At 57.7% G+C, this 20985-nt stretch carries 16 protein-coding genes, 3 tRNA genes, 2 rRNA genes and 1 other RNA gene; 15 read left to right on the top strand and 7 right to left on the bottom strand.

The window, feature by feature from the left end; genetic code table 11:
* On the top strand, positions 1-1068 hold the full coding sequence (locus tag Pyrde_RS02860; protein ID WP_055408025.1) for an NAD(P)-binding protein: 1068 nt from the start codon (positions 1-3) through the stop codon (positions 1066-1068).
* Between the two features lie 629 nt (positions 1069-1697).
* On the opposite strand, the gene Pyrde_RS02855 is transcribed toward Pyrde_RS02860, so the two are convergent.
* On the bottom strand, positions 1698-2435 hold the full coding sequence (locus Pyrde_RS02855) for an HD domain-containing protein (RefSeq protein WP_055410662.1): 738 nt from the start codon (positions 2433-2435) through the stop codon (positions 1698-1700).
* Between the two features lie 335 nt (positions 2436-2770).
* Between Pyrde_RS02855 and cca the strand changes: the two genes are divergently transcribed.
* The 4 genes from cca (at position 2771) to Pyrde_RS02835 (ending at position 5598) form a co-directional block, all read left to right on the top strand.
* Positions 2771-4201, top strand: a complete 1431-nt coding sequence (gene cca / locus Pyrde_RS02850) for a CCA tRNA nucleotidyltransferase (protein ID WP_197272723.1) — start codon at positions 2771-2773, stop codon at positions 4199-4201.
* Positions 4147-4926, top strand: a complete 780-nt coding sequence (locus Pyrde_RS02845; protein ID WP_055408021.1) for a hypothetical protein — start codon at positions 4147-4149, stop codon at positions 4924-4926. The genes cca and Pyrde_RS02845 overlap by 55 nt, the downstream gene beginning before the upstream one ends.
* A gap of 82 nt (positions 4927-5008) precedes the next feature.
* Complete coding sequence (locus Pyrde_RS02840) at positions 5009-5449, top strand: hypothetical protein (RefSeq protein ID WP_143522228.1); 441 nt, start codon at positions 5009-5011, stop codon at positions 5447-5449.
* Between the two features lie 61 nt (positions 5450-5510).
* Positions 5511-5598 (top strand) — tRNA-Leu (locus Pyrde_RS02835).
* A gap of 70 nt (positions 5599-5668) precedes the next feature.
* Here Pyrde_RS02835 and Pyrde_RS02830 read toward each other — a convergent pair.
* On the bottom strand, positions 5669-6376 hold the full coding sequence (locus tag Pyrde_RS02830; RefSeq protein ID WP_180385523.1) for a DUF367 family protein: 708 nt from the start codon (positions 6374-6376) through the stop codon (positions 5669-5671).
* A 70-nt stretch (positions 6377-6446) separates the two neighbouring features.
* Here Pyrde_RS02830 and Pyrde_RS02825 point away from each other — a divergent pair, with 70 nt between their 5' ends.
* The 4 genes from Pyrde_RS02825 to Pyrde_RS02810 all read left to right on the top strand — a co-directional run bounded on the left by Pyrde_RS02825 (position 6447) and on the right by Pyrde_RS02810 (position 9381).
* A complete protein-coding gene (locus tag Pyrde_RS02825) occupies positions 6447-6692 on the top strand; it encodes an Lrp/AsnC ligand binding domain-containing protein (protein ID WP_082419431.1) in 246 nt (81 codons plus the stop codon).
* A gap of 241 nt (positions 6693-6933) precedes the next feature.
* A complete protein-coding gene (locus Pyrde_RS02820) occupies positions 6934-8178 on the top strand; it encodes a TiaS agmantine-binding domain-containing protein (protein ID WP_055408015.1) in 1245 nt (414 codons plus the stop codon).
* A 513-nt stretch (positions 8179-8691) separates the two neighbouring features.
* A complete protein-coding gene (locus Pyrde_RS02815; protein WP_055408013.1) occupies positions 8692-8886 on the top strand; it encodes an SEC61-beta family protein in 195 nt (64 codons plus the stop codon).
* A 165-nt stretch (positions 8887-9051) separates the two neighbouring features.
* Positions 9052-9381, top strand: a complete 330-nt coding sequence (locus tag Pyrde_RS02810) for a MazG nucleotide pyrophosphohydrolase domain-containing protein (protein ID WP_055408010.1) — start codon at positions 9052-9054, stop codon at positions 9379-9381.
* Positions 9382-9395: 14 nt separating this feature from the next.
* Here the strand turns inward: Pyrde_RS02810 and Pyrde_RS02805 are convergent, their stop codons facing one another.
* From Pyrde_RS02805 to Pyrde_RS02795, 4 genes are all read right to left on the bottom strand, one after another.
* Positions 9396-10139 carry a phosphoglycerol geranylgeranyltransferase gene (locus Pyrde_RS02805; protein ID WP_088172092.1) on the bottom strand — a complete coding sequence of 248 codons (744 nt, stop codon included), beginning with the start codon at positions 10137-10139 and terminating at the stop codon, positions 9396-9398.
* Positions 10084-10494, bottom strand: a complete 411-nt coding sequence (locus Pyrde_RS02800) for a zinc-binding protein (protein WP_055408006.1) — start codon at positions 10492-10494, stop codon at positions 10084-10086. The genes Pyrde_RS02805 and Pyrde_RS02800 overlap by 56 nt, the downstream gene beginning before the upstream one ends.
* Positions 10495-10633: 139 nt before the next feature.
* Positions 10634-10958, bottom strand: an RNA gene (gene rnpB, locus Pyrde_RS10325) — RNase P RNA component.
* 139 nt (positions 10959-11097) lie between these two features.
* Positions 11098-11173, bottom strand: a tRNA-His gene (locus Pyrde_RS02795).
* Between the two features lie 405 nt (positions 11174-11578).
* Here Pyrde_RS02795 and Pyrde_RS02790 point away from each other — a divergent pair.
* The 4 genes from Pyrde_RS02790 (at position 11579) to Pyrde_RS02775 (ending at position 15264) form a co-directional block, all read left to right on the top strand.
* Positions 11579-11655: transfer RNA gene (locus tag Pyrde_RS02790), tRNA-Ala, on the top strand.
* Positions 11656-12068: 413 nt separating this feature from the next.
* A complete protein-coding gene (locus tag Pyrde_RS02785; RefSeq protein WP_055408004.1) occupies positions 12069-13070 on the top strand; it encodes an ABC transporter ATP-binding protein in 1002 nt (333 codons plus the stop codon).
* Complete coding sequence (locus Pyrde_RS02780) at positions 13048-14025, top strand: ABC transporter permease (RefSeq protein ID WP_055408002.1); 978 nt, start codon at positions 13048-13050, stop codon at positions 14023-14025. The genes Pyrde_RS02785 and Pyrde_RS02780 overlap by 23 nt, the downstream gene beginning before the upstream one ends.
* Positions 14026-14094: 69 nt before the next feature.
* Positions 14095-15264, top strand: a complete 1170-nt coding sequence (locus tag Pyrde_RS02775; RefSeq protein WP_055407999.1) for a hypothetical protein — start codon at positions 14095-14097, stop codon at positions 15262-15264.
* Here Pyrde_RS02775 and Pyrde_RS10595 read toward each other — a convergent pair.
* Entirely contained in the window at positions 15261-15452 is a 192-nt protein-coding gene (locus tag Pyrde_RS10595) for a hypothetical protein (protein WP_143522227.1), read from the bottom strand. The two genes, Pyrde_RS02775 and Pyrde_RS10595, sit on opposite strands and share 4 nt — an antisense overlap.
* Positions 15453-16073: 621 nt before the next feature.
* Here Pyrde_RS10595 and Pyrde_RS02770 point away from each other — a divergent pair.
* Together Pyrde_RS02770 and Pyrde_RS02765 are read left to right on the top strand one after the other, a co-directional pair.
* A 16S ribosomal RNA gene (locus Pyrde_RS02770) occupies positions 16074-17570 on the top strand.
* A gap of 135 nt (positions 17571-17705) precedes the next feature.
* Positions 17706-20812, top strand: a 23S ribosomal RNA gene (locus Pyrde_RS02765).
* Together the 16S and 23S rRNA genes form the textbook arrangement of a ribosomal RNA operon.
* The last annotated feature ends 173 nt before the right edge of the window (positions 20813-20985 follow it).

Below are 20985 nucleotides of genomic sequence, written 5' to 3'. Positions count from 1 at the left end.
ATGCCAGAAACCAGTAAGCCAGACTTTGTCGTAGTAGGCGCCGGGCCTGCTGGCGCTGCATTCGCCTACTATGCCACAAGTGAGGGCTACTCAGTGGAAGTTTACGAAGGGGTAAACTTTGCTTCTAAGCCATGCGGCTGGGCCGTTCCACTTCAAGTAGAGAGGTATATCAAGGTACCCAATGAGGTAATCCTAACTACGATAAACGGTTTCCGCATATATATAGATGGAAAGCTAGTACACGAGTCTAGCGGCCAACGCTGGGGTTACATACTAGACAAGCCAAAGTTTATTGAAAGCCTCCTCGAAAACGCTACTGTCAACAAGAGGTTCGTAGATATATCAGACTCGTCAAGACCCCGAGTAAAAGGCGAACCCTTGTTTGCAAGGGAACGAGTAGTCCTAGCCCCTGGCCTTGTAGGTCTACCAGGCTATGCAAACAACGCAATACTCGCAGTTCAACAGATATTTAAGACCAGCGAACCCGTGGACACCGACATAATTGAGATATGGTTCGACAGTAACCTTGTAGGCTATTACTGGGTGTTCCCAAGATCCGATAGAACTGTGGACATAGGCGTTGGTGGATATGAAGACGCAGAGAGTCTGAGATCTAGGCTAGAAAAGTTTGTTGAGACCAGGTTCAAAGGCTTAGAACCCCTTACACCTGTCAAAGGTGCCAGGATAAACGTCTCCGGGGCCAACACAAGCCTTCTACTAAGAGAAGTACCCATCATAGGCGAGGCTGCTGGCTTCGTCTACCCCCTAACCGGTGAGGGTATACGTCCATCCATAGCATCAGCGTATGCACTATTTAACAATATAACACGGGGGGACGATGTCTCAAAACATCTTGGCAGCATCACTAGGTGGATAAACCTACAGCTAAAACTGCTTAACAAGATAAGAACGGCGTCGCCCGAAATACGAGCAAACATACTCGCAGCACTGCCTATTGATGTATTCACATCACTTGGGCTAGGAGAGCTTAGTCCTCGTCAATTGCTACGACTACTACCACGCCTGCCAAAGGGAGTAGCCTCAATTCTACGAGTGCTCATAAGCTAAGAGCTAGGCATAGAGACTAACTACCCCGAGCCCGATCCTGTATACAATATCCCGCGGGCGATGAAGAATAGCAAACCATGCGACCAACCCGGGGATGAGCTAGAGCTCTCACACAGAGCCCTCAACATGATAACCATGCATACAAGTCTACGCAATTTTTGCAATCACATAAAGTCTACTTGAACCTAGTTAGTACAACTCAGCCACGTAATACGGATAACAGGCCATGAAGACGGTACCGGTCGACTGATACAAGATAATGGAGTGATGAAGCCGGACCCACCTCAGAGCCGTAGAAATACACTCGACAAATCCCTAGTTTTGAGCAAACAAACTGTACCGGCTTATTCTATACCTGTTCCGCAAGAACCTCAGTATATAGTGTTCAGGGCCTCAGAGGAGCCAGGGGATCATTCATCGCATACCATGTATTAATGCTCTTCTACGTCCGACGGTTCTTCATCGGCTCTAATGCATATTGGCGGGCTTCGGTAAATCGACCCCTCTTCATCCACCCACTACACGGGAAAGAGTGTACGCCTATGTCGGCCTCCACATAGCCCCGTGTACGGACCTGAATACTAGCCAGGGTATAGAGGTTTCCACGCAAGAGCAACACCGTCTCTAGGCTACTTGCCGAGGCTTAGCAGCTTCTTTATGTACTCTCTCAACTCATCACGGCCTCTGGTGTAGTATATCTTTGCGTATTCGAATATTGGTGCCCTCTTCATAGCTTCGTTGAACACCTTTATGGCCTTTACATCTCCCAGCTCTAACTCTATGTCTAGACATGCACGCCATACCACGTCCTGTATCTGAGAGACCATCTGAGAATCTGTTGTGTCGGCTTGGTGCACAATCTGAGACTCTATAGTGCTAAACGGTACCGTTCCATGTGTCTCAGCTACTACTCTTATCAGCCTATCCGGGGCACCTCGGACAGATAGCTCAGCCACCATGGCGAAGTCGTGGCTGAAGTACCAGTCGCTACGAGGCCTATAACCGCCAGTCAAGGGGTCGTGCTCGTACTGGTAGTACTTGAAGAGGTCATGAAGCAGCGCTGCGGCAATAACTAGGTCTCTATCAACATTTGCGCCATAGATCCCAGCATATACGTCTATAAGCTTCTCTGCAATCTCCGTGACGCCAAGCGTATGATCCAGTAGCCCGCCAGGGTAAGCATGATGCTTCTTAGGGGCGGCGGGGCTTTCGTGGAAGCTTATCTTCGGCTCAACCTTAGTGAATGTTATTACCGGCTCCTCTAGGAGACTCAGCACTATCGAGCGTATACTCTCGTTGCCTATACTACGAGCCTTCTGTAGAAGCACATCGTGGACCTTCTTGGCACGCTCCATGAAGACATCCATGACCATACCACCAGGGCAGGGAATCCCTACTTCTGGCCCCTTCTTAATCTTGGCATGGTCTCTAATAATTGTCAACCACCTTGCTGTCTAGGCATTTGTTTGCAGCACAGCAGACGGAGCCCATCATTATTACTAGAAGATGGGAGATGAAGGCTCGGAGCTGGTGTCCATCGTCACTGAGGCCTTACGGGCCCTCTCAGCAATACCAGCCCTCCTCACAGCCGCCCAGTCTGGGAGCAGCTATACCGGTATAGTGTCTTCTGTAACCTGCCTAGCCAGAGGAGCACGGCAGTTACCCAGAGGGTAGCAAGGACAACCATGAGGTGTACGCTAAGGTGCCAGGAGCGTGTAAACTAGCTAGAGTAGAAGAGGAGATACTCTCTGCGATAAAGCCCTCAAAGAAGGAAAAGGAGAGGGCTGAAGAGGCCGCCAGGAGGGCTAAGAGCCTGGTCGAGAATGCGCTACGAGATCTAGGTATAACCGGCGTCAACGTGACTATCGAGGGTAGCTATGCTAAAGATACGTGGATTAGTGGCGATCTCGACCTGGATCTCTTTATCCTGCTACCTCCCAGCGAATGTCTAGACGTGATAAAGAGCGGCATAGTAGACCGGCTAGCTGCGAAACTATCCTCAATGGGTCTAACCATAGAGAAGCGCTATGCGCAACACCCCTACTTGAGAGTACTAGTCAACGACATATGGGTAGAGATAGTACCAGGATGCGCGGTACCCGACCCTGATAAGCCAGTTACCGCTGTGGATAGAACTCCTTTCCACCGGCAGTACGTGATCTCTAAGATGACTCCCGAGATGAGAGACGAGGCACGCTTACTCAAGTCCTTTATGAAGGGTGTAGGAGTCTATGGTGCAGAGATAGCTATACAAGGATTCTCCGGCTATCTCGTAGAACTCCTCATAATACACTACGGATGCTTTCGGAGTGTCCTAGAAGCAGCACAGTCCTGGAGACCCCCCGTGGTTATAGATATTGAGAATCATTACCGGGACAAGCGAGTACTCTTGAAGAAGTTTAAAGACGCGGCCATGATAGTAGTAGATCCTGTCGATCCTGACCGCAATGTCGCAGCCGCTGTCTCGAGGCAGAGTCTCGCACGGTTCATAGTAGCCTCGCTCCTCTATCTCAATGAGCCGCGTAAGGACTTCTTCTACGTGCCCGGAGCCGTAGAGAAGCCTAGGCCTCTTCCCGGGAAAGTACTAGCTGTATACGGCTCCAGGGCTGGCAACACCATAGTGGCTCTCTTCGAGTCGCCCCAGAAGCTTCCGCCAGACAACCTCTGGGGGATAGCCAAGCGTGTACTAAGAGCCGCTATAAGGCTGCTAGAGCACTGGGGCTTCAGAATACTAGACGCCGGAGCATACGCATCCGAGGAGGGTAGACGTTTCATAGTACTAGTGGAGCTCGAATCAAGGACACTGCCTCAGCTCCAGCTTCACCTCGGCCCGCCCGCATGGAATACTAGCAACGCGTACCGGTTCATAGAGAAGTATCGGGCCGACGAGACGGCTGTAGGCCCGTGGATTACCAGCAATGGTAGACTAGCCGTAGCTAGGCCGCGAAGATATAGAGACGCCATTGCGCTTCTACGAGACCGTATGAGTGAGTGGCTACCGAGTAGTGCCCAGGGGTTCACCGTATCGGTGGCGACGCTTCCGGAGGCTATAGACCGGCTCCAGGGTGACGAGTTGGCATGGCTACTAGAGACGGGCTACAAAGCACCACACTGGATGAAGCCGAGAAGATAGAGCTACAGGAGGCAGCCTCTGCCATCTGCTACCCGGACCCAGAGAGCAGACACTGTAAGCATCTACTCTCGGAGCTACGGGAGGCGGGCATTACCCATTACATAAGCTATGGCGGAGTCGAGATACCCGGAGGCTACCGGCTGCTTGGCAGAGGCTGGGCTGGCAACGTCTTCCTGGCGATCTGGCGTGACACCATAGTCGCCGTTAAGGCTCTACATCCTCGCTCCCGGCGCGGTTCAATGCTGTGGGAAGCCGCTGCATGGACTGTAGCCGCGTGGGCCAACATAGCCCCAAGAATATACATGGCTACGAGACTATTTATACTAGTCCAGCCTATCTATGGCCCCCAGCTAGGCGATTTCCGTCCAAGGAGCTGTGGATGGGCACGACACGTACTTCGGCGGTTACTCTGGAAAGCATACCGGCTCGACAAGCTAGGCATAAGACACGGCGAACTCGCGAGGCCTGGAGGCCAGGTGCTCATAGACCTAGCTAGCAGCGAGCCCTTCATAATAGACTATGATTCTAGTACCCTTCACCAAAGCCCTGGCAACCTTACACAGCTAGTCGGCGGGCTCAAAAGGCTAGAATGGGTTAGACGCTGCGCAAAAATAGGAGTAGAGAACCCTACTTTACGCGCAACACTACGCGCCTACAAGCGTAGCCCTTCACTATCACTCTTCGAGCAAATACTTGCCCTGCTAAGCCTAGACTCGTTACCCTAGGATCCAGTGCATCTACCTACACAATGCTCTGCACATAGCCTAGCATCTTGCGTACATTACACACTCGGGGGTGACCATCGTTATGAGCCAAACTCTGGGAGACGTATGCGAGGCTGTAGCACTCCTTGACTCGAGGACCCGGCGTAGACTAGTCGAGATAGCACTTGAGAACGGTTATGCAGCAAAAGACATAGCCGCCATAATGGGTGTAAGCCCGGCCGCCGTATCCCGCTATGTACACGAGAGCTTAAGCCCCAGCACTGAAACACTTTGCAGAATGATATACGGTATAGATGATGAGACGAGAACTAGGATCCTAGTAGAAGCTGCCCAGACTCTCTGGAACGCTCTTGAAAGACTATTACACGCAATACCCCCTTCGCCGGATAAGATGATGCTAGCCGAGGGGATTGCAGACAAAATCTCGATAATACTAGCCGAGACAACAATATACAACAACAAGAAACCTACCAGAGACAATCTAACACAAATCCTTGACACCGGAAAAGCCGAACAAGCATAAGGGCATTTAAGCCCCAGCAGCCCCACTCATTGCCTCCCGGAGCCTCGCTAAGGGATAGGGTGCGGGGGTGCCCGAGCCAGGTCAAAGGGGGCGGGCTTAGGACCCGCTGGCGTAGGCCTGCGTGGGTTCAAATCCCACCCCCCGCACCACAACATCACCTTCTAGTCCTCCTTCTGAACCTTAGATCAGTCCTAGGAGAGGTATACCTGGAAGGGATATCTAGCGACCTTTCTCTTCGTAGCTTTCTAGTACACGCTTGTAGATTGCTAGAAGATTCTCTCCGGAGCATTCGTCCAGCTCAAGTCCTATAGTATCTCTCAGTATGTTACACTCTGATTCAATTACTTCTTTCTGTGTTTTCCCAGTGTACCTCTCTAGTAGTGACTTATTCAACTCAATGAACGTGTAGCCCCACTTGAATACGGAAAGCACCCTTAGAGCTTCGTCTATGAAGCCAGTGATGTAGAGTGTAGCTGCTAGCGCCTCAGCACTACTGAGGAGGAACGGTTTCCCGTAGTTTACAGGGTTGGCTGCAAGAAGGAGTGGTAGTCTTCTCTTAACTCCTCCCGGTATACGGCCTAGTATCCTTATTACTTTACGCCATGACCCGTCTATCACACAGACTCCATGGGTCCCTACGAGCCCCCTATCGGAGGCTGAGACAGGAAATGGAGATAATGGGTCAAGCACTATACTACCGCGCGGCGGCTTTCTGACCTCCCTGACTATTCCTAGCCTTATGAGCTTGGCCGCAGTATTGTACTTAGGGTTATCATGCCGGAGGTATATAGCGTAAAGCCTTACGCCAAAACCGTCACCGCTGCCCCGCATTACTACATCACTTCGCCCTAGAACACCTATCCACCCTGCTATAGTAGTGAGTGGCGGAGGCAAGTGTTTAGGTACTGTACGAAGCCTTCTATACACCCACCCACTATCTGTATTAATCTCCCTGGCAACAACCGTAGGACTATGGAGGCCTGAAGGGGTGTAATTCGTGCCCAAAGCTGTCATCCTAATAAATACCGAAATGGGGGCCGACGAAGAGATCTTTGAGACCCTAAAGAATCTCCCCGAGGTACGTGCAGTATACATGGTGTACGGACTCTACGACATAGTCGCTATAATAGAGAGCGATGACATGGGTAAACTGAGGGACATCGTGTACAAAAATCTGCGCAGCTCACCGAGAGTACGATCAACACTAACAATGATAGTCGTAAAGGATCATGAAAACTTCTAGCCATCCTAGAGCCGCCCTATCCACATAACCATATTACTTGATACGATTTTGGCATTGAGTACTCTTAATCACGCCACTGGAACCACGATAGATACATGATGCAGGGGAGAGCTACTGTCACGGTATCAACCGCATTTACCCCGTGAAAGTACACCACTGACTCCCTGAAAGAACCCAAGATACATAGTATAACACATACCTCATTACTGTGACTACATGTTGAAGGTAGAGGCGAAAACACTTGATAGCCGCTGTAGGCCTTGATAGTTTTGATACATCGTTTGCCGGCTGCACTACACACCTAGCCTCGCTAATAACTCATAAAGCCGTAGAGGAGGGGTTGAGCCTAGTAGACTACCCGTGGCTTATCCGTCTAAACCCTGCAGTACCCTGGAAAACAAGAGGCAACGGTGCAGTAGCACTACTTTTCAGCATAGAGAGCAGACGGGATCTAGAGAAGCTCTCAGAACTACTCCACAGAGCTGCCAAGCTTTACTCGGCCAACCCTTCCAGCAAGGAGGCATATGTGCTACTTCTCCTAGAGGAGGCAACCACGCTTAGAGACTACTTCACCGTGAGGCCTAGGTGCCTAGAGAGACTCTACCTGAGGGCAGTCCACGAGGCCCTGCCCTTAAGACTGGCACAAGAATGCATAGAGGAAGCTGGGAATCGGGCAATAGCTGCATATGGTGTTGACTCGCGAGGCATACTAGGCGCCCTAGCCGCCCTAGGTGCTGTTCTAGACGACTTCACATTCGAGCTAATAACCTACAGGAAGATAGACCGTTGGACCTTTGAGCGAAGAATAGACGAGCTGAGTGTGATAGAATACGACCTACGTACACGACCTCTAACATTCATGAACTACGACTACTTGGAGAAACGTGTACTGATACATCCACATGGTTACGACCCTGTACTCTATGGTGTCCGCGGAGAAGAGCCAGGCATTCTGCTCAAAGCACTAGATATCATCGATGCCGGAGAGGAGTACAGCCACTGGATACTCTTCCGAACTAATCAAGCTACAAACGCTCACCTGCGGAGAAAGAGGGTCTCAGAGACTAGGCCCTATGATAACCCTGTACTCGTGGGGTATGTATCCTCGGTGCAAAGGATTCCAGGTGGCCACGTAATAACAGAGCTCTGCGACGACACAGGGTGTATAGACGTAGCGTTCTACAGAGAGACTGGTGTGCTCAAGAGGATAGCATTACGTCTGCCACGAGGCTCGCAGATAGAGGTTGGTGGACAAGTAAAGCCACATAGGGGTGGCATAACCCTCAATGCCGAGTATCTACGTGTTTACGAGCCTGGCCTCACGGCTGACAAGGGCTGCCCTACAGAGGAGCTTCGCTACTGCGGCTACTATACTCCACCCTTATCCTCATTCCACCACCTTATGCTGCCTCCAGGCCGCCATCCGGTAGGGAAGTCTGTAACTCCGCCCTCGACACCGATAATGAGCGATGATGTTTACCTCTAGGTAAACAACCCCTCAGTTTCCACTGGAGCCCACCATATACCCACAACAGTACTACTGGCATTGCTGTAGCTGTGCTGGCGCCAAGGGTGACAACTTAGCAGTACTCCGGAGACAGACCCCGCCGTTTCAAGTAGACAATTTGCGCAACATTACATGGACCGCAGATATGTTGGCCATTCGTTTCTGTCATTACAGCTTTAACGCTCAACATTAAATTCCATATAATTTGGTTTGTCTAAACTTTCATTCAATACTAATGAGTGAGACATAATAGATCCATAGATTGATTGCGACGTCTGTACTTATCCAGTAGAAACAGAGGGGTCCCTCCCAAAGACAAATATTAGCATTGTATTGAATAAGTGAAAAGGTTAGTCATACAACCCCTAGCTTTCCTGTGGAGTGGGACAGTAGTGGGTCTAGTACTGTCTGTGCAGCCTCTAGATCTGGAGGGAAAGAGGTAAGACACTCTCCAGCGGTACGCAACAGTTACCGGGGGGTGACGCCTAGCTCATGGCGCGTAATGCAAAGAAGAGTAGCAAGAAGGAGAAGGAGGGTAAGGGCAAGGATACTACACCGACAGTCTTCACAGCAGCTGGTCTACTGGCCTTCAGTGAAGAAGATGCATTGTTTAGGATAAAGCCACTCCATGTAATGATGATAACAATAGGGTTCATCGCTGCTGTAATAGTATTTAGCTTAATATAACTGTGGGGCGGCTTCTCACATAGCTAATTTGTATGGGTGATTCACTGGTCTTCAAGGCCATCAGCTTCTCAGTTTGCATGTCTCGGTATGGGCCTAAGATCATGCGCTGAAAGAGGCTAGAAAAGTCGTTAGCCATATGAATTTGGGTTTATCTGGTGGCCGGCGATGGAGCTGTCATGTATACAACGTGCTATGGAGAAGGCTTTCCGTCATAGAGATGTTGGCCGTGGACTCTATGCTACATTTACATGGCTCGTGGAAGAGGTTGGTGAGCTTGGAGAAGCCCTCCTTAAAGGTGATAGAAAACAGATAGCCGAGGAGATAGCTGATGTGATAGCATGGACGCTCAGCCTAGCAGCTATGGTAGGTATAGATGCTGAGGAAGCTCTAAGGGTCAAGTATAGTAGTGAGCTCAATGCGGCTTCATGTTTAGATAATCAGATAGATAATCAGAATAATAAAACAGTGGACAAAAAGGATAGAAAGGAGTCCTAGAAGTTTGTCTGACACTATTTCCTCTTGATCGCCTCTAGTATCTTAATTGCTTCACCGGGGTTCTTCTCAGCGAGTGTACCTACCACTATGGCATCCGCTCCAGACTCTACAACGTTCTTGGCATACTCTGGTGTCTTTATACCTCCGCCAGCTATCAGTAATGTATCCTCTATTGCTGCTCTTGCATGTTTAACGGCATCGAGGGGGACAGGCGTAGGTGATCCTGAGCCAGCTTCTACATATATGGCGCGAAAGCCTAGTAGCTCTGCTGCAGCAGCGTAGGCCGCCACTATGTAGGCATTCTCCAGTGGTACTGGCTGGGCCCTACCTATGTGGCCGGCGGCGCCACCATGCCCGATTATGATGTAGGCTGTTGGTATAGCCTCGAGGCCCAGGCGTTTTACAAGCATAGCTGCCGATACTTGTGCGCCTATGAGCCAGTAGGGATCAAGGCTATTAAGCAGCGACATAAAGAGTATCGCATCAGCGCTTTTAGCTATGTTATTGAGGCCTCCAGGAAACAGTATAATCGGCAGCTTTACGCCCTCTGCCCGGAGCGAACTAATATACTCGTCTATATCGTATGGAGTGACGTTCAAACTACCGCCTATCAATAGCGCGTCGGCACCGCTCTCCTCGAACTGTACCACTGTATCGACTTCCAGGGGCTTCTCGGGGTCCGAGAGAAGGAAGAAGAGCTTCTCACCAGCCTCTACCTTCCTTCTCAGACTCGACTCCACTCTCCCAGGCTTCGCCACCCTCAACCGCCTCCTCGCCTTCCTCGCTCTCCGAGGCTAGTTCTTCGAGCGAGATAGTAGCCTCTCCGCCCTCCTTGATGAACGTGTACTCTAGCCTCCCCTCGAGGTACGCGTCTAGGAATCTCGAGTACACGTCGACGGGCTGGAATATCTGTGGTACCCACATCTCGGCGTATAGGCCGCACTTACCGCACTTAACTATAGCCTTCACTTCTCCACGCTCGTTCTTCTCCTTCTTCCTTATCTCGACGCTCACAGCGCGAGCGCCGCAGTGAGGGCAGTCGAATATGGTAGGGAGTGTTCTAGGTGCTCTCAGCAGTTGTGGCTTCCGATACTTACGCCTCCGCCTACCCATCCAGGGCCACCCAGGAGCCAGAACAGCCCAGCATACACCTAATATGTGGCGATGAGTCCGCCGGATAAGCCTCCGGACCGTCTCGTAGGCAGACCGTGTGGTCCGTAGGGCTCCGGCATCATTAGCTACGGGGTTCTCCGGGCCCCGGCTATAACCCGCCTTCTGTACCTACGGCCGCATTCGACTAAGCGGACACCGGCGCGCCAGTCGCGCGGCCCTCATCGGCGCGCCGCCTTGCTCCCCGGGGGGACGGCCGTTTCAACGCACCCGCCCGGGTCCTCAGCGGGTTACTGGCCCACCGTTACCGGCGGGCCCTCTCCGCATCACAGTCCTCCCGCGGGCGGGCGTGCCGTTTCTGTGCCGTTGCCGCGGGTTTCACCCGCGCCCCTTGCGGGGCCCCGGTGCCGCGGGGAGGGCGGAGTTTCCTCAGGCCTTTCCGGCCCGTCAGCGGCCAGCCGAGGCCCGGAGAACCCCGTGCATACTTCGTCCCAGGGCATCAATTAACCTTAAGGTATAAGCGCTGAAGGCAGTTGTCCTCCCTGAAAGCCATGCATCCATATAGCTGGGTCGTATGGCGGTTGCAGAAGGTATAGAAGGTGTGAATGGGGCCGCCGCCGGGATTTGAACCCGGGACCTCGGGGTCCACAGCCCCGCGCTCTACCGGCTGAGCTACGGCGGCCTCTCACGCGTCACAGCTGCCCTCGCTGCAGGGTGCTCCCGACGCGAGGCCGCTGAGCCTCATCACCCGCCCTTTGGGCGGGCTCTCCGGAGGCGGCCCTGTCTTCCGTGTCGCAGTGCTGTCAGCCTGGGAGTGGCCTAATATAGGTCTCCGTGCCTCCCCGGACTCTGGCGGCAGTGTCACAAATAGCACAGTATATCCAAAGGCTGGTCAGCGGGGCCATGAAGAGGGAACCCGGGTTGAAGACCCGAGCTAGCTTCGCTAAACCCCGCGCTATGCGCGGGGGATGGCGGTAAGGCCCGCATCTGAGCCCCTACGGTGTGTGCCTAGGTATCACTGGAGCAGATGATGTAGGGAGAACGCTTATAGGCTAGTCATACCGAGTGCCAGCTACTCATGGAGGGTGGGCCGGTAGCTCAGCCTGGAAGAGCGCTCGGTTCGCACCCGAGAGGTCCCGGGTTCAAATCCCGGCCGGTCCACCACCCCAGGACCCGGCCGCCTCTTTACCTATCTTCTTCCTTGGCTGTGAGGACGCTCTGCCGGACACCCGAAGCCCTGTACAAGCGTTGTCGGGACTCCTCAGGGGGCGGTGTGGGCGAGGCCGCGCACCGAGCCGCTTGTAGCAGTGTTGCAAGGCTTAAGCAGGCTGCTCCTTTAGTCTCCCTGCTAGTATTTTTACTCCGTGTGCAGTAGGTGTCGTAGCTGTGCTGCTCGTCGAGTGGTAGTGGGTTGCTTGCTTGTTGAACAGCCTATCCTACTTAATTACCATGTGTGAACATAACCTAGCCTTTATCTAGCATAGTTGTACTGTTTGTAACTATACTTGTGTATGGTATACTGTATATTTGGAGAGCTAGGTGAGCCGTTTCTATGGGATGCCAGGGATCTCACGTGAGTGCGTCTAGCTAGGGGACATGATGTGGTTTTCGGTGCTGTCCTTTCAGTAGAAAGCCTCGTTAAGAGGTATGGTACGCTAGTAGCAGTTAACGGTGTCAGTTTCCAAGTCAAGAGGGGTATTCATGGCCTAGTGGGTCCAAATGGGGCTGGGAAGACTACCACCATGAAGTGTATTGTTGGTCTAGCGGTCCCCGATTCCGGCAAAATACTATTCCACGGATACGACCTCGCCTCGAGCAAAGGATGGAGGCTCCGGAGCCTCATAGGCTACGTTGCGGAGGTTCCAGTGTTCCCCGGCGAATATACGGTGGAAGAACTCCTCATAGAGCTAGGTGTGCTCGAGGGTCTCTCCCGGCTAGATGCGGTCAAGGCTGCACGGCAGGTGCTGGAGGCTGTTGGCCTCTGGGAGCTGCGGAGCCGGAGGATCCGGGGGCTGAGTAAGGGCGAGCGTAAGCGCCTACACTTTGCTCAGGCCCTTCTGCAGCCCCGCGAGCTCTACGTACTGGACGAGCCCTTTACCGGTCTAGACCCGGAGGGTGTTGTATCAATCCGTAGCCTCGTGGCGGATCTCTCCCGGGAGACTGCAGTCCTCCTCAGCAGCCACCTACTAAGAGAGGTCGAGGAACTGGCCTCCGAGGTCACTGTGATCTATCGTGGCAGGGTCGTGTATAGTGGTAGCGTCGAGGAGCTGAGAAGGAGGCTATCCGTGGGAGTAGTCGTTGAAGCCGAGGTGGATGACCCAGGCAGGGCTATTGAGGTGCTTGCTGCGAGGGGCTATGAGGTTTCCCGGCTCGGCACGGGCCGCCGTGTAGCTGTACATGTGGGGTCCCGGGACGATGTACCCGGGGTCGTGGAGGCGCTCGTAACGGGCGGTGTACGCGTCTACACCATAATAGCTCGGAATATAAGCCTAGAGGAGGCATATATACGATTAGTATCTGGTAGTCGTGGGGAGGTGCTGGAGGGCCGGGCTGGCCGTGGAAGAGGCACAGCAGCGTAGGGCTCCAGCCGTGCCTGGCTTCCGGGCCCTACTCTGGGTAGAGATAGTCTGGCAGGCTAGACGCCGCGGGGTACAGCTCCTCCTAGCTATATCGCTGCTACCCCTCCTGGTAGGCTTCATGCTCCGGGGGAGCCTGCACGAAATCGTCCAGATGTATGGCCTCGAGAACCTTGTACGCCGGATGTGGCTAGTAGCCCTAGGAGCCCAGACAGTCCATGGCGGCGATGTTTCAGTGCTATCCGGTATACTCCCTATACAGATAACCAGCATATCGAGCTTCGCCTGGCTATTCTCGGCCATACTGGGCGCCTCGCTTCTTGCGAGCGACGCTGGTAGTGGGAGACTACAACTCCTAGCTCTACGGCCAGTCTCCAGGAGAAGGATACTAGCAGCAAAGATACTAGCCATGGTAGCTATGCTGACACTCATCTACATGGTCTCTGCTGCCTCAGTCTACGCCTCAATGAGTATAGCATTAGCTAGGCAAGAAGCACCATGGATAATACCTGTCTACGGTCTACTCCTAGCAGTTGCAAGCCTACCCCTAGCTCTAGCAGCTGCCTTGCTAGGCCTCAAGCTACAGCGTGTAACCACGGCAGCCATAGCGGCGGTAGCCCTCTATGTGGCGGGCAGCATGGTCTCAGCTCTGCCCCTCCTACTAGGCCTAGCATCACTCAGGGATCACCCTGGAGCGCTGGCTGACGCGGTGTACCAGGTATACTTGCTCAACGCGCTAGAGCCGCTCCACGGGAGCTTCCAGCTTCCTGCGAGGATAGCAGACCTTCTCATCTCAGGCCCTGGCGCGTCGCCAAGCCCATCAATGCTAGGGCTCCCCATCCATTCGCAGCTCCCCACAGTAGGCACGCTAGTACTTCTAGGCGCTGTCTCGACAGCCGTGGCTACAGTGGCGCTGTGGGCGCTACTAGACAGGTACTTTGCCCGATACACCCTCTAGCCTCCTTGGGGGTATCCCTCTTTTCCTCCTCGACGAGGAGCTACGGTTCTTAGGGTGTAGTGGAGGGCCTTGCCCGGGCTAGCAGTATACGTCATGGGGAGTCCCTTCCGGAGAAGCGAGAAGCTCGAGTACGTCTACGGCGCGGCGGCTGCTGAAGCGCTAGACCCAGTGGCACCACTGCTAGACCCAAATGTCTACGACAGCACAGGTCTAGTATTAGTACCAGACATCTATAGTGTGTGGCCGCAAGTCAGCGCGTTCCCGCGTTCCGAGTCCTACAGCGAAGTGCTAGAGAAGCTGCAGAGCTACATGGAGAGGCACTGCGGGCTGCGTCTTCCGCTCTCGGCCTGCCGCCGTACAGTCTACCGTGCTGTGCCCTGGAGGGGTGTAATGGGTGGCTGGAGGTTCACGGCAACGCCGGGCGATGCCTTAGCCTTTACGCTCTACGCGGTCCTGGAAACGGTCCAGCAGAGCCGCCGGCCCCCATCGGTTATCCGCGTCCTCCTAGACGAGGAGGGACACAGCGCGCTACAAGCTCTATCCCTCGAGGCGGCTGCAGCCGCAGCAGCACTAATCGGCGCTGGGCTCGAGGCGGTTGCTGCTGAGCAGCGGCCCTACCCGGCGAAGCGCGGAGACGCAGTAGAACTCATAGAATACATGTCGATGGATTCAATTGGAGCTCTCCGCTATACTGTATCGCTAGCCCCCGGTAAACTGCCCAAGCGGATGCTAGAGCCGCGGACCCCCAAGGGCCGGGCCCCCGCACCGGGGCGGGAGCAGCTCCTAACACTCCTCAGCCTCCTCTTCGCCCGCCGTCGCTGGCTACTACCCCTAACCTACAGTGCCTGTGGAGCCGGCGACCCTGCCGGGAAGCTCACAAAGTTGCTCCACAGAGCAATAGAGGCGTATATTGCGGCTACGCAGCTCTCAAAGAAGAAGATTGGCGGTATCATGATGCACCACCTAGGATTCCAGCTTGAGGCTGTGAGGGCCCTAGCAGCCGGTGCAGCAGTAGAGGCTGCAGCGGCCCGGACAATTAGAAGCCTCTATGACTGTGAGGACGTCTACAGGAAGGGTCTACCCTCTAGAGTCCTCGAAGCGCTCGAGGAGGTGCTAGGCCCAGACGATACACCTAGGGAGTGCCTAGAGGAGGGAGAGGCGGGGCCAAGGCTCCGCGAGGGGTGTCTACGCAAGCTAAGGGTGGCGGCGGCCGAGGAGGCGGGGCTCACCGCCCCCTAGCTCCGGGCCCCGGGGAAACCCAGATACACTGGAACCTGCATTATCCCGCTTTCTACACGGCCCCCGGCTTCCCGGCGGCGGCGCAGCCGCGACGCCGGGCAAAGCCCGGCGGGGGATGGGCGGTCTAGCCTCCAGCCGGGGGCACACCCACATTCTTCACTCATCGACCTTCTTACGCTCACCGTCAAGGGTCAATCACTTCTACACTCTTGCCCTACCCCGTCAACTACCCAACTATATCACCAGTATCTATAATGAAGAATAGTTGCAGAGGGTAGATACCAGCTCCAAGGCAATCCCCTAGTGTGCCCACCGCATCACAGTATAGTGTGCCGCATAGAAGATGCTAGCCCCACCTCACAGCTACCACGGCACATGCATGGTGAGGATACACCCCAGAACATGTTAGCCAAGAATCTTAAATCAGGCCTGATGAGGCATACATTAATCGGGGCCGACGAGCCAGACACGGTATTGAAAAAGCCTCAGTAACACCGGGTTTTACCGGGATACAGCGGCTCTGAAGAGTTAACACAACACGTCCCCGAAATACTTATATTCTCTCCGAGTGCGGTAAGCCCTCAAACACGGCGAGCCCCGCCGGGGAGACAACCCGGCGGGGCCGCCGGGGACGATCACGCGGTAACAATGGGGGCCCAAGCAAACCCGGGGGCCGTACCCCTGGGACGCTTGGGCCCGACGGGGGCCCAGACCCCGCCCGCCCACCGGGCCCGGGGCTAAACCCCGGGCATCCGGGATAGCAGGGCGGCACCGGGGTGGCCCGGCCACGGGCCCGCCTTGCGGCCGTGACTCCGGTTGATCCTGCCGGGCCCGACCGCTATCGGGGTGGGACTAAGCCATGGGAGTCGTGCGCCCCCGGATGCGGGGGCGCGGCGGACGGCTGAGTAACACGTGGCCAACCTACCCTCGGGACGGGGATAACCCCGGGAAACTGGGGCTAATCCCCGATAGGCGAGGGGGCCTGGAACGGGTCCCTCGCCGAAAGGGCGCGCGGAGCTTCCCCGCGCGCCGCCCGAGGATGGGGCTGCGGCCCATCAGGTAGTTGGCGGGGTAACGGCCCGCCAAGCCGATAACGGGTAGGGGCCGTGGGAGCGGGAGCCCCCAGATGGGCACTGAGACAAGGGCCCAGGCCCTACGGGGCGCACCAGGCGCGAAACCTCCGCAATGCGGGCAACCGTGACGGGGTCACCCCGAGTGCCGCCGATAAGGCGGCTGTTCCCCGCTGTAGGAAGGCGGGGGAGTAAGCGGGGGGCAAGTCTGGTGTCAGCCGCCGCGGTAATACCAGCCCCGCGAGCGGTCGGGATGATTACTGGGCCTAAAGCGCCCGTAGCCGGCCCGGTAAGTCCCCCCCTAAAGCCCCGGGCTCAACCCGGGGAGTGGGGGGGATACTGCCGGGCTAGGGGGCGGGAGAGGCCGAGGGTACTCCCGGGGTAGGGGCGAAATCCGATAATCCCGGGAGGACCACCAGTGGCGAAGGCGCTCGGCTGGAACGCGCCCGACGGTGAGGGGCGAAAGCCGGGGGAGCAAACCGGATTAGATACCCGGGTAGTCCCGGCTGTAAACGATGCGGGCTAGGTGTTGGGCGGGCTTGGAGCCCGCCCAGTGCCGCAGGGAAGCCGTTAAGCCCGCCGCCTGGGGAGTACGGCCGCAAGGCTGAAACTTAAAGGAATTGGCGGGGGAGCACCACAAGGGGTGGAGCCTGCGGCTTAATTGGAGTCAACGCCGGGAATCTTACCGGGGGCGACAGCAGGATGACGGCCAGGCTGACGACCTTGCCCGACGCGCTGAGAGGAGGTGCATGGCCGTCGCCAGCTCGTGCCGTGAGGTGTCCGGTTAAGTCCGGCAACGAGCGAGACCCCCACCCCTAGTTGCTACCCCGGGGGCCACCCCGGGGGCACACTAGGGGGACTGCCGCCGTCCAAGGCGGAGGAAGGAGGGGGCCACGGCAGGTCAGCATGCCCCGAATCCCCCGGGCTGCACGCGGGCTACAATGGCGGGGACAGCGGGATCCGACCCCGAAAGGGGGAGGCAATCCCTTAAACCCCGCCGCAGTTGGGATCGAGGGCTGCAACTCGCCCTCGTGAACGCGGAATCCCTAGTAACCGCGCGTTAGCATCGCGCGGTGAATACGTCCCTGCTCCTTGCACACACCGCCCGTCGCTCCACCCGAGCGGGGGAGGGGTGAGGCCCTGCCCCGCGAGGGGTGGGGTCGAACCCCTCCCCCGCGAGGGGGGAGAAGTCGTAACAAGGTAGCCGTAGGGGAACCTGCGGCTGGATCACCTCCTGTGGCTGCAAGGGGCCCGCAACGGGCCACTACCGGTTGCCCTGCTATCCCGGGCCCGGGGGCCCAGACGGGCTCGGTGGGCGGGGGTAGGGCCCAGGGGCCGGCCAAACCGGGCCCTGGACCCCGCCCTGGGCGGGTCTCACGGCACGGACGCCGCCCGGTGGATGGCTCGGCTCGGGCGCCGACGAAGGGCGCGGCAAGCGGCGAAATGCCCGGGGTAGGCGCAGGCAGCCGTGGAACCCGGGATCCCCGAATGGGGCCTCCCGCCACGGGCGAAGAGCCCGTGGCGCTCGGGAAACCGCGGTTCTCCGCGGGAGTACCGAGCGGGAACCCCCCGAACGGAAACATCTTAGTAGGGGGAGGAAAAGAAATCAACAGAGATCCCCTGAGTAGGGGCGACCGAAAGGGGGAGAGCCCAAACCAATCCTCCGCGGGATAACCGCGGAGGGATGAGGGGTTGCTGGCTCGGCGGCTGGGGCTTCGAGCCCCAGCGGGCCGACCCTGGGTAGCCGAAGTGGGCTGGAAAGCCCCGCCGTAGAGGGTGATAGCCCCGTAGGCTAAACCCAGGGGGCCCGCGCCGCCGAGCAGAGTACCACGGCTTGGTTCTGCCGTGGGAAGCTGGGAGTCACCGACTTCCAAGGCTAAATACGTCCCGAGACCGATAGCGAACTAGTACCGTGAGGGAACGCTGAAAAGCACCCCGGAAGGGGGGTGAAAAGAGCCTGAAACCGGGCGGCTAAGCACGGGGCGGCCCGAAAGGGAGGAGGCCCCCCGAAGGAAACCGGCGCGAGCCGGGAGTACGAGGGGGGCGGACCGGGGTCGCCCCGTCCGTCTTGAAACACGGGCCGGGGAGTTCACGGCCGTGGCGAGCCTAAGGGGTTCACCCCCGAAGGCGTAGGGAAACCGACGAGCCCGCAGCCGGGGGTTACCCCGGCGAGGGGCGGGGTCCGCAAGGGCCCGGAGTCACGGCCGTGAGACCAGAAACCGGGCGATCTAGGCGGGGGCAGGGTGAAGCCGGGCGAAAGCCCGGTGGAGGCCCGAAGGGGTTCTGACGTGCAATTCGTTCCCCTGACCCCCGTCTAGGGGTGAAAGGCCAATCTAGCCCGGTGATAGCTGGTTCCCGCCGAAGTGCCTCGCAGGGCAGCCCCGTCGGAGGCCGGGCCGCGGGGTAGAGCACTGATTGGGGGTGCAGGGGGCGTAAAGCCCCCGGCCCCCTATCAAACTCCGAACCCGCGGCCGCCGTAGATGGCGGGAGTGGGGCTCCCCGGGGTAAGCCCGGGGGCCGAGAGGGGAACAACCCAGACCGGGGTTAAGGCCCCCAAGGGCCGGCTAAGTGCCAACGAAAGGGCGTCCTCGGCCTCAGACAGCGGGGAGGTGGGCCTAACAGCAGCCATCCTCTAAGGAGTGCGTAACAGCTCACCCGCCGAGGCCGAGGGCCCCGAAGATATGTCGGGGCTTAAGCCGGCCGCCGAGACCCCGGGGGCGGCCCGCTATGCGGGCCGCATCCGGTAGGCGGGCGCCGGGGCGGCGTAGAAGGCGGGCCGTGAGGTCCGCTGGAGCCGCTCCGGGTGCGGATCCCGGCGGTAGTAACAGCGAAGAGGGGTGAGAATCCCCTCCGCCGGAAAGGGCCAGGGTTCCTCGGCAACGGTCGTCGGCCGAGGGTGAGCCGGCCCTAACCCGGGCCGTAACACGGACCCGGGGAAAGGGAAACGGGTCAATATTCCCGTGCCGCGGGGGTAGACGCGGCAACGCAAGCCCCGCCTCCGACGCCTCCGGGTAGGCGGACCGGGGGCGGCCGAAGGGCCGCGACCCGGCTAACCGCTGAAGGCCGGGGAGAGCCGTAATGGCGAGAACCGGCCGAAGGCGGGAATGGGGGCCCGTTAGGGCCCTTCCGCCGATCCCGGGGGCCCTTGAAAAGGGGGCGGGGAGCGATCCCCCGCGTCCGTACCGAGAACCGACACTGGTGCCCCTGGGTGAGAAGCCCCAGGCGTCTGGGGGCTAACCCGGGCCAGGGAACTCGGCAAATTGGCCCCGTAACTTCGGGAGAAGGGGTGCCCGCGGTCTGGAGGTAAACCCTCTGGACCGCGGGTCGCAGTGCCTAGGGGGGCCTGACTGTTTAATAAAAACATAGGTCCCCGCGAGCCCGAAAGGGTGTGTACGGGGGCCGAATCCTGGCCACTGGCGGTCCGTGAAACCGGGGTTCAACCCGGCGAAGCGCCGCTGAAGGCCGGGAGTAACTCTGACTCTCTTAAGGTAGCCAAATGCCTTGCCGGGTAAGTTCCGGCGCGCATGAATGGATCAACGAGGTCCCCACTGTCCTGGCCCGGGGCCCCGTGAACCCACGGAGCCGGTGCACAGGCCGGCATCCCCCCGCAGGGCGAGAAGACCCCGTGGAGCTTTACCGCAGCCTGGGGTTGCCCTTCGGGCCTGGGTGCGTAGCGTAGGTGGGAGCCGGTGAGCCACCCTCTCCGGGGGGTGGGGAGGCGCCAATGAAACACCACCCACCCAGGCCCGGGGGGCTTACCCCCGGCGGGAGCCGGGGGGACAGCCCCAGGTGGGCGGTTTGGCTGGGGCGGCACGCCCGCGAAAAGGTAACACGGGCGCCCAAAGGTCGGCTCAGGCGGGTCAGAGCTCCGCCGTAGAGTGCAAGGGCAAAAGCCGGCCTGACCGGACCCCGAACAGCAAGGGGTCCGGCCGGGAAACCGCGGCCTAGCGAACGCTCGTGCCCCCCTCGGTGGGGGCCGGGCATGACAGAAAAGTTACCCCGGGGATAACAGAGTCGTCGCGGGCGAGAGCTCACATCGACCCCGCGGTTTGCTACATCGATGTCGGCTCTTCCCATCCTGGGGGTGCAGCAGCCCCCAAGGGTGGGGCTGCCCGCCCATTAAAGGGGAACGTGAGCTGGGTTTAGACCGTCGTGAGACAGGTCGGACTCTACCCGCGGGGGGTGTGGGCCGCCTGAGGGGAAGGTGCCCCTAGTACGAGAGGAACGGGGCGCCGCGGCCTCTAGTGTACCGGTTGTCCGGCAGGGCAGCGCCGGGCAGCCACGCCGTAGGGGGTAACCGCTGAAAGCATCTAAGCGGGAACCCCTCCCCGAAAAGAGGCGGCCGCCCGGCCTCCTCTGGGGGCCGGGCCCGGGCTCCCGTAGAAGACGGGGTTGATGGGGCGGGGGTGTAAGCCCCGAGGGCCGTAAGGCCCGAGGGGTTGAGCCCGCCGCTCCCAATCGCCCGGACGCCGTGGGCTTCTCGCCCAGGGGCGGGCCACGCTGGGTATAGGGCTGCGTGGCCCGCCAAGGGGTCCAGGGCCCGGGGCCTAGGGCTCCTGGGCTCTACCTGCGGGGTCTGGGCCCCCGTCTCTGACTGCGTGGCGCGTCCCATTGTTGCTGCTGGTAGAGCTGGTTCTGTTCAACCGATAAT

Source organism: Pyrodictium delaneyi (assembly GCF_001412615.1).
Taxonomy (GTDB): domain Archaea; phylum Thermoproteota; class Thermoprotei_A; order Sulfolobales; family Pyrodictiaceae; genus Pyrodictium; species Pyrodictium delaneyi.
The sequence above is the reverse complement of the archived record's forward strand: the minus strand, read 5'-3'. Positions and strand labels throughout refer to the sequence as shown.